Origin of the sequence: Actinacidiphila epipremni (assembly GCF_012034175.1) — a bacterium.
GTDB lineage: Bacteria > Actinomycetota > Actinomycetes > Streptomycetales > Streptomycetaceae > Actinacidiphila > Actinacidiphila epipremni.
Window position 1 is genome coordinate 157,442 of sequence record NZ_JAATEJ010000022.1, and the last position, 8,517, is coordinate 165,958.

7 protein-coding genes and 1 tRNA gene are annotated in these 8,517 nt (G+C 71.8%); 3 read left to right on the top strand and 5 right to left on the bottom strand.

The window, feature by feature from the left end; all coding sequences use genetic code 11:
- Window positions 1-27: 27 nt before the first annotated feature.
- Window positions 28-102: transfer RNA gene (locus HCN08_RS24730), tRNA-Asp, on the top strand.
- Between the two features lie 808 nt (window positions 103-910).
- Here the strand turns inward: HCN08_RS24730 and bldC are convergent.
- Window positions 911-1,117 carry a developmental transcriptional regulator BldC gene (bldC, locus tag HCN08_RS24735; protein WP_003949541.1) on the bottom strand — a complete coding sequence of 69 codons (207 nt, stop codon included), beginning with the start codon at window positions 1,115-1,117 and terminating at the stop codon, window positions 911-913.
- A gap of 444 nt (window positions 1,118-1,561) precedes the next feature.
- A complete protein-coding gene (locus HCN08_RS24740) occupies window positions 1,562-2,410 on the bottom strand; it encodes a hypothetical protein (protein ID WP_167985430.1) in 849 nt (282 codons plus the stop codon).
- 282 nt (window positions 2,411-2,692) lie between these two features.
- Here HCN08_RS24740 and HCN08_RS24745 point away from each other — a divergent pair, with 282 nt between their 5' ends.
- The gene (locus HCN08_RS24745; protein WP_167985431.1) at window positions 2,693-3,856 is read left to right on the top strand and encodes a Leu/Phe/Val dehydrogenase; all 1,164 of its coding nucleotides are present in this window, start codon (window positions 2,693-2,695) and stop codon (window positions 3,854-3,856) included.
- Between the two features lie 250 nt (window positions 3,857-4,106).
- Window positions 4,107-4,379, top strand: coding sequence for a DUF3073 domain-containing protein (locus tag HCN08_RS24750; protein WP_167985432.1), 273 nt, complete (start codon window positions 4,107-4,109; stop codon window positions 4,377-4,379).
- 69 nt (window positions 4,380-4,448) lie between these two features.
- Here HCN08_RS24750 and purM read toward each other — a convergent pair whose 3' ends face one another.
- The 3 genes from purM to HCN08_RS24765 all read right to left on the bottom strand — a co-directional run bounded on the left by purM (window position 4,449) and on the right by HCN08_RS24765 (window position 8,426).
- Window positions 4,449-5,537, bottom strand: coding sequence for a phosphoribosylformylglycinamidine cyclo-ligase (gene purM, locus HCN08_RS24755; protein WP_167985433.1), 1,089 nt, complete (start codon window positions 5,535-5,537; stop codon window positions 4,449-4,451).
- 51 nt (window positions 5,538-5,588) lie between these two features.
- The gene (purF, locus tag HCN08_RS24760) at window positions 5,589-7,106 is read right to left on the bottom strand and encodes an amidophosphoribosyltransferase (RefSeq protein ID WP_167985434.1); all 1,518 of its coding nucleotides are present in this window, start codon (window positions 7,104-7,106) and stop codon (window positions 5,589-5,591) included.
- Window positions 7,107-7,622: 516 nt separating this feature from the next.
- The gene (locus HCN08_RS24765; RefSeq protein ID WP_167985435.1) at window positions 7,623-8,426 is read right to left on the bottom strand and encodes a maleylpyruvate isomerase family mycothiol-dependent enzyme; all 804 of its coding nucleotides are present in this window, start codon (window positions 8,424-8,426) and stop codon (window positions 7,623-7,625) included.
- Window positions 8,427-8,517: the final 91 nt, after the last annotated feature.

Genomic DNA, 8,517 nt, shown 5'->3' on the forward strand with positions numbered 1-8,517 from the left:
CCTGCTGTACAGTCTGTCCCGCAGCAAGGTCCTGTGGAGCAGTTTGGAGTGCTCGCCACCCTGTCAAGGTGGAGGCCGCGGGTTCAAATCCCGTCAGGACCGCATCCCATTGCCACTGGCCCGCCCCCTTAAGGCGGGCCTTTCGCATGCCACCCCTGTGGAGGCCGCGCCCGCGGCGCCAGCCGCAAACAAACACAGCAAATCCCGTCAGGACCGCACCCCCACCAGACACCGCCCCACCCCCCCGAAGCCGAGCCCTTCACACACCGCCCCCGTGGAGGCCGCGCCCGCGGCGCCAGCCGCAATCCAACAGGGCAAATCCCGTCAGGACCGCACACCCTCAGCACTGGCCCGCCCCCTTAAGGCGGGCCTTTCGCATGCCCAGCCCTCTCCGCCCGAAGGCCGGGGCCGCACATGCCCACCCCCCCGTGAAGCCAACGCCCGCGTGCAACTCGTCGTCCTCGCCTACGCGTCAGGTCTGTTGCTGATCGGCGAGCACCCTCCCCCCGTGACCCCCTTGCGGCGCGGGAGTTCACTACCGCACCGTGGTCAAGATCCACAAGGCCGCGGCATGTGACGGGAGTCACGTAAATGTGTTCCGGGATCACGGAACCTGACGCCCTCCGGAAGGGCGTCGATTTAATATGTGCAATGGCACCACGTCCGGGACGTGGTGCCAAGGCACGAAAAAGGACCGCATCGGACCCGGCGGAGTCCGATGCGATCCCGGTGAAGCAGAGGTTCTACTGCGGTGTTGCGCGTGGTGTTGCGGGCGGATCCGGCGGGATCCGCGTCATGCGTGGCACTGCTGATGGAGCCGGTGGAGCTGGCCGCGGGGCGGTCCCTGATGGGGGCAGGGCGGTCGCCGCGGGCCGGACGTCGTGAAGGGGACGGCGTCCAGACGTGCTTGTCAGGCCTCGCTGCGCTGCTGCGGAATGCCCGCGAGCAGCGCACGTACCTCCGCCTCGCGGTAGCGGCGGTGGCCGCCCAGCGTGCGGATGGACGTGAGCTTGCCTGCCTTGGCCCAGCGCGTGACCGTCTTGGGGTCGACGCGGAACATGGTCGCGACCTCGGCAGGGGTGAGCAACGGCTCGGCATCAGGGGTGCGAGCGGTCATGAGCGGCCTCCTTGAGAGAACCGAACCAGCGCGGTTCTTTCCTCTGAATTCTGCACCTTGACCCGCGTTGCCCGAAATGGCAGACGCAGGCCGAGTCGGTAATAGGACGAACGGCTTGTCCTCGGCACTACAACTACACCATCCGTCCAGCCGCGTCGGCCAAACCGATGGATTTGCCCTCTCAGGTGTTCAAGCTCGGCGGAAGCCGATGGACCATGCCATAACGGACAGTCACGCGAGCGTGACGATCAGTCACAGGACGATCATCTGCAACATCCCCACCTTCGAATCGAGCCCGAGGCGGACCCGTTGTCCCATTTTGGCATGACACATGGTGATGCAGGCAAGACTCCAGGTACGTGCTCTCCGTCACCCTTGACCCGAAAGCCCGAAAAGCCCCCCGCCCGGGGAGCCCAACGCCCGCCCGCCGCAAGAGGAGTTGAGTCAGCTGGAGAACTGCAGCTCGCGCACCGCCCGCCACCGCTCGGTCAGCCGCTCGTACGCCACCCCCGCCGCCGCGGAGTCGCCGGCCCGCAGCGCCGCCAGGCCCTCCGCGACATCCGCCGCCGAGCGGTCCTCGGCCAGCGCGTCCGGGCCCATGACGTGCACGAGGCCGCCGTAGTCCAGCTCCACCAGCGAGCGCGGGTGGAACTCCTCCAGCCAGCGCCCGACGTCCACGAGCCCGTCGACGAGCGGACCCCCGTCGTCCAGCGCGTCCTTGAGCACCCGCAGGCCCCGCGCCACCCGGCGCCGCGCCTGCACCATGGGCGTCCGGTAGCGCATCACCGGCTCCTTGGACTCCCCGGCGCCCGCCGGCTCGTACTCCCGCTCCTCGTCGGCGACGAGCACGAACCACCGCACCGGTACGTGCCAGGTCGCGGTGCGGATCCACGGCCGCGCGTCGGGGTTGCGCTCGCGCCAGGAGTCGTGGTCGGCGGCGGCCTGCCGGCGCACCACCGGCGGCAGCATCGCGTCCAGCACCGACGGCGGCAGCTGCTGCCCGAACTGCTCCAGCGCCAGCCACCCGCGCAGCCTGGTCCGCCACGGGCAGACGTGCGTCACCCCGCCCACGACGGCGACGAAGGCGTCCGCGCTCTCGTGCACCGGCACGGCGATCGGCGGCACCGGCACCAGCCCGGCGAGCGACTGCCGCAGCTCGTCCTGTGCGGTCCGGCAGGAGCCCGCGGCGGCGTAGCGGTACCAATGGCCGCGTTCGGGCTCGGGAAAGGCCGCCAGCGGCTCGTAGACGCGCAAATACGCCGCGTACGGGACCACTACCGGTGAACCGCCCACGCCCGCTCCCTCGCGCCGCCGTGCCGCCCACGGCCCTCTGCGTCGATCGTCCCACGCCGCCCGGCGCCCCGGACGTGATCCGGGCCACTGGCGGCACCCGCGGCCCGTACCCGGCGCGGCCCCCGCGGACACCGGCGGAACACGGGATCACGCCTACGGGCGACCCGCCCACTGCGCGGCCCCCGCAGGGCCTACGCTGTCGCCATCGAATCCGGGCCCTCGAACCCCTCCGCCACCCGTACGGGGGGCGCGAGGCACCCACAGGACTGGCACCACTGGACTATGGGAGTCACCACCGTGACCGACGTACGACAGACCGACGTACGACCGACCGCGCAGCCGGCGGCCGTACGCGAGACCGGGAGTGTCATCGCCAAGCTGTTCCGATCGGAACAGGGCGGGCACGAGCAGGTCGTTCTCTGCCAGGACCGCGACTCGGGCCTCAAGGCCGTCATCGCGATCCACTCCACCGCCCTGGGCCCCGCCCTCGGCGGCACCCGCTTCTTCCCCTACGCCTCCGACGAGGCCGCCGTCGAGGACGCGCTCAACCTCGCCCGCGGCATGTCGTACAAGAACGCGCTGGCCGGCCTCGACCACGGCGGCGGCAAGGCCGTGATCATCGGCGACCCGGACACCGGCAAGACCGAGCAGCTGCTGCTCGCCTACGGCCGCTTCGTCGCCTCGCTCGGCGGACGCTACGTCACCGCCTGCGACGTCGGCACGTACGTGGCCGACATGGACGTCGTCGCGCGGGAGAACCGCTGGACGACCGGCCGCTCGCCCGCCAACGGCGGGGCCGGCGACTCCTCGGTGCTCACCGCGTGGGGCGTCTTCCAGGGCATGCGCGCCGCCGCCCGGGTCCAGTGGGGCGAGCCGACGCTGCGCGGGCGCCGGGTCGGCATCGCCGGCGTCGGCAAGGTCGGCAAGCACCTGGTGACGCATCTGCTCGACGACGGCGCCGAGGTCGTCGTCACCGACGTACGGCCCAGCGCCGTGGAGGCCATCACCGACAAGCACCCCGAGGTCGGCGTGGTCGGCGACGCCGAGGTGCTGGTGCGCACCCCGCTGGACGTGTACGCGCCCTGCGCGCTGGGCGGCGCCCTGGACGACGCGACGGTCGGCGCGCTGACCGCGACGGTGGTGTGCGGCGCGGCCAACAACCAGCTCGCCCACCCCGGCGTCGAGAAGGACCTGGCCGGCCGCGGCATCCTCTACGCGCCCGACTACGTCGTGAACGCCGGCGGCGTCATCCAGGTCGCGGACGAACTGCACGGTTTCGATTTTGACCGGGCCAAGGCGAAGGCGACCCGGATCTTCGACACCACCCTGGCGATCTTCGAGCGGGCCGCGGCCGACGGGGTGCCGCCCGCGGTGGCCGCCGACCGGCTCGCCGAGCACCGGATGGCGGAACTTACACCCTCGGCGCAATGGCTGCGCCCACAGTGACGCACGTGACCGAATGCACGGCCCGATAGCAAGTTCGCGCTAGAAGCAGGTAAAATCGGGCCTGACCAGGCAGGACAGGGTGGGAAACGGCCCCTGATCCGACGCGCGTCGTGCGGGCGACGTACCGTGCGGCGTCGGAAGCAGGTACCGTTGAGGCCCTACGGACACGTCTCCGCGAAGAGACCGTCCGCATCATGAACGCGTGTCAAGACTCGGGGCCGCTGAGCCCCGCCGTTAAGGGGGTCGAGCCATGGGGCGCGGCCGGGCCAAGGCCAAGCAGACGAAGGTCGCCCGCCAGTTGAAGTACAACACTGGCGGCACGGACCTTGCGCGTCTGGCCGACGAGCTGGGCGCATCGCCGTCGAGGCCGGTTAATCCGGAGCCTGTCGACGATGACGACGAGTTGGACGACGACGACCCGTACGCCCAGTACGCGGATCTCTACAACGACGACGACGAGGACGAGGAGGACGACCAGTCCTCCGGCTCACCCTCTGCGTCGTCGCAGCGTCGTCGCGCTTGACGCGGCAACGACACCACCTGCGGTGACCCGGTCGGGGGCGTCCAGCCTCTGACCGGGTTTTCCGTGCCCTCACCCCGCGTAGTCGCCGATCAGCTGTACGGCCGGGTCGCCGGTCTGCCGCTCGGTGACCTCGCCGGCCACCCATGCCTCGACGTCCCGGTCGTCCAGCACGCTCAGCGCGACGTCCACCGACTCCTGCGGCACCACCGCGACCATGCCGACGCCCATGTTGAGGGTGCGCTCCAGCTCCGAGCGCTCGACCCGGCCGGCGATCCCGACCAGCCCGAAGATCGGCGAGGGCACCCACGAGCCGCGGTCCACGGTCACCGTCAGATGGTCCGGCACGACCCGGGCCAGGTTGCTGGCGAGCCCGCCGCCGGTGACGTGCGCGAACGCGTGCACCTCGGTCATCCGGGTGAGCGCCAGGCAGTCCAGCGCATAGATCCTGGTGGGCTCCAGCAGCTCCTCGCCGAGCGTCCGGCCCAGCTCCGGGATCTGCCGGTCCAGCTCCCAGCCGTCGCCCTCGTTCAGCACATGCCGCACCAGGCTGTACCCGTTCGAGTGAAGTCCGGAGGACTCGATCGCGATCACCGCGTCACCCGTACGGATGCGGTCCGCGCCCAGCAGCTGATCGGCCTCGACGACACCGGTGCCGGCGCCCGCGATGTCGAAGTCGTCCGGGCCCAGCAGCCCCGGGTGCTCGGCGGTCTCGCCGCCGACCAGGGCGCAGCCGGCCAGCACGCAGCCCTCGGCGACGCCCTTGACGAGGGCGGCGATCCGCTCGGGGTGGACCTTCCCGACGCAGATGTAGTCGGTCATGAACAGCGGCTCGGCCCCGCACACCACCAGGTCGTCGACGACCATGCCGACCAGGTCGTGGCCGATGGTGTCGTAGACGCCCATCCGGCGGGCGATGTCGACCTTGGTACCGACGCCGTCGGTCGCGGTCGCCAGCAGCGGGCGCTCGTAGCGCTTGAGGGCGGAGGCGTCGAACAGGCCCGCGAAGCCGCCGATGCCGCCGACGACCTCGGGGCGGCTCGCCTTGCGGACCCACTCCTTCATCAGGTCGACCGCGCGGTCGCCCGCCTCGATGTCGACGCCCGCGGCGGCGTAGCTGGCACCGGAGGCAGCGGGGGTGGCGCCGGATGTCTCAGGCATGGGTGGCACTTTCGGGTCGGGAAGCGTGTGGGGTGGCCCGGGGTCGGGCGCTCACGGCCTGCGCAGCGCGTCGGCCGCGTCGGCGCCGCCGGCCAGCTCGACCTCCAGCAGCTGCTTGCCCAGCAGCTCGGGGTCGGGCAGGTCCATCGGGTACTCGCCGTCGAAGCAGGCCCGGCACAGATCGTTCTTGGGGATCGTGGTCGCCTCGACCATCGCGTCCAGCGAGATGTACGCGAGCGAGTCCGCGCCGAGCGAGGCGCCGATCTCCTCGACCGTCATCCCGTTGGCGATCAGCTCGGCGCGGGTGGCGAAGTCGATGCCGAAGAAGCACGGCCACTTCACCGGCGGCGAGGAGATCCGTACATGCACCTCGGCCGCGCCCGCCTCGCGCAGCATCCGCACCAGGGCCCGCTGGGTGTTGCCGCGGACGATCGAGTCGTCCACGACGACCAGCCGCTTGCCGCGGATGACCTCCTTGAGCGGGTTGAGCTTGAGGCGGATGCCGAGCTGCCGGATGGTCTGCGAGGGCTGGATGAAGGTCCGGCCGACGTAGGAGTTCTTGACCAGGCCCGAGCCGTACGGGATGCCGCTCGCCTCGGCGTAGCCGACCGCGGCCGGCGTGCCGGACTCGGGCGTGGCTATGACGAGGTCGGCCTCGACCGGCGCCTCGGCGGCGAGCCGGCGGCCCATCTCGACCCGGGAGAGGTAGACGTTGCGGCCGGCGATGTCGGTGTCGGGGCGCGCGAGGTAGACGTACTCGAAGACGCAGCCCTTGGGGCGGGCCGCGGCGAAGCGGGAGGTGCGCAGGCCCTGCTCGTCGATCGCGACCAGCTCGCCGGGCTCGATCTCCCGGACGAAGGTCGCGCCGCAGATGTCCAGGGCGGCGCTCTCGGAGGCCACGACCCAGCCGCGCTCCAGCCGGCCCAGCACCAGCGGGCGGATGCCCTGCGGGTCGCGGGCGGCGTAGAGGGTGTGCTCGTCCATGTAGACCAGGCTGAAGGCGCCCTTGATCCTCGGCAGCACCTGCGGGGCGGCGTCCTCCACGGACAGCGGGGTGCCGTCCTCGGCGGTCTGCCCGGCCAGCAGCGCGGTGATCAGGTCGGTGTCGTTGGTCGCGGCGACCTTGGTGGCCCGGCCCGGGGTCTGCGGCAGGTCGGCGACCATCTCGGCGAGCTCGGCGGTGTTGACCAGGTTGCCGTTGTGGCCGAGCGCGAGGGAGCCGTGGGCGGTCGCCCGGAAGGTCGGCTGGGCGTTCTCCCACACCGAGGCGCCGGTGGTGGAGTAGCGGGCGTGGCCGACCGCGATGTGGCCGGTCAGCGAGCTGAGGGAGGTCTCGTCGAAGACCTGGGAGACCAGGCCCATGTCCTTGAAGACCAGGATCTGGGAGCCGTTGCTCACTGCGATGCCCGCGGACTCCTGTCCGCGGTGCTGCAGGGCGTACAGCCCGAAATAGGTGAGCTTGGCGACCTCTTCGCCGGGGGCCCAGACACCGAAGACGCCACACGCGTCCTGGGGGCCCTTCTCTCCGGGGAGCAGGTCGTGGCTGAGTCGTCCGTCACCACGTGGCACGTTTCGAGTCTAGGGCAGGTTGGGCCGTCGTCCGAACGGGGGACGGTCCCGAAGTGCTGCCGATCAGCACTTCTATGCGCGTAGCGCCTTGGGAGGCACGGGGGTGTGACGTACCCCCCAAGGCGGGGCGGCCGGCCGGTCATGGGGTTCGCACCCGGCCGCCGACACTTCGCCCGCATCATAGGGCGCACGTGTTGCTCCGCGCGGGTGATCCACATCGCCCGGCGGGGGCGGCCCCGCCGCCGGTTGGCCGGAAGTCGCCGCTCCGGAGCGGACGGGGAGCAGGGAAACGCCCGCCGGTACGGGGGTTCCGGCGGGCGCGTTCCCGGGCGGCACGGCGACCGGAGGATCGGCGCCGCCGGTCGGGTCCGCTGCGGAAAGCCTAGGCCGGGGCCCGGGCGCCGGCATATACCGCCCGCGATTACCGGCGTAATTACGCCAAGATTGTCGGGGTACGCACCGGGGCGTTCCGGATGCCGCACCGCATGACGGACGCGCCATGAGGTGACGCGGCTGTCACCGCATGACCGGCAGATACGGCGTGAGGTCGGCGCGTTCGCCGCTCGCGGTGAGGGCGGCGGCGGACAGGGCATCGGACCAGGACGTACGGCCGGTGGCCAGCCGCAGCCACGTCACGGGGTCGGTCTCGACGACGTTCGGCGGGGTGCCGCGGGTGTGCCGCGGCCCCTGCACGCACTGCACCGCCGCGTACGGCGGCACCCGCACCTCCACGGAATTCCCCGGCGCCTTCGCCGCGAGCCCGTCGGCCAGCACCCGCACGGCCGCGGCGAGCGCCTGCCGGTCCAGTACGGCCCCGGCGCCGGTCGCCCGCGCCAGGTCGTCGGTGTGCACGACCAGCTCCACGAGCCGGGTCACCGTGAAGTCCAGCGCCCGCATCCCCCCGGACAGCCCGGGCACCATCCGCCCCGGCCGCAACGCCTCGGCCCGCAGCCCCGGCAGCCGCTCCACCGCCGCCTCGACCGCACCGACCGGATCCCCCATCCCCGCAGCCGTCTCCCGGGTCCCGGCATCCAACTCCGCCGCAACCGCCCCCGTGGCCTGCGTCCACCCGTCCAGCCCAACCACCGGCCCCCCAGCCGCCGGCTCCGGCTGCGCGAGCACCGCCCCCAGCGCATCGATCTGCCGCACGACATGGGCGACCAGCATCCCCACATCCCACCCCCCCAGCCCGGACGGCAACCCGTACTCCCCCGCCCCCAGCCCCCGCACGGCGTCCCGCACATGCCCAGCCTGCGCAACGAGCGCCCCCCAGGTGCGCTCGGGTTCATAACTACGTGCACGACGACGAGCAGACGACATACGCCCGAGCGTAACCGCCAGCTCCGACACCACTCACCCGACAAGCGCACCCACCCACCCCCACCCCCAAGGGCAACGGTCGCGCGCCCCC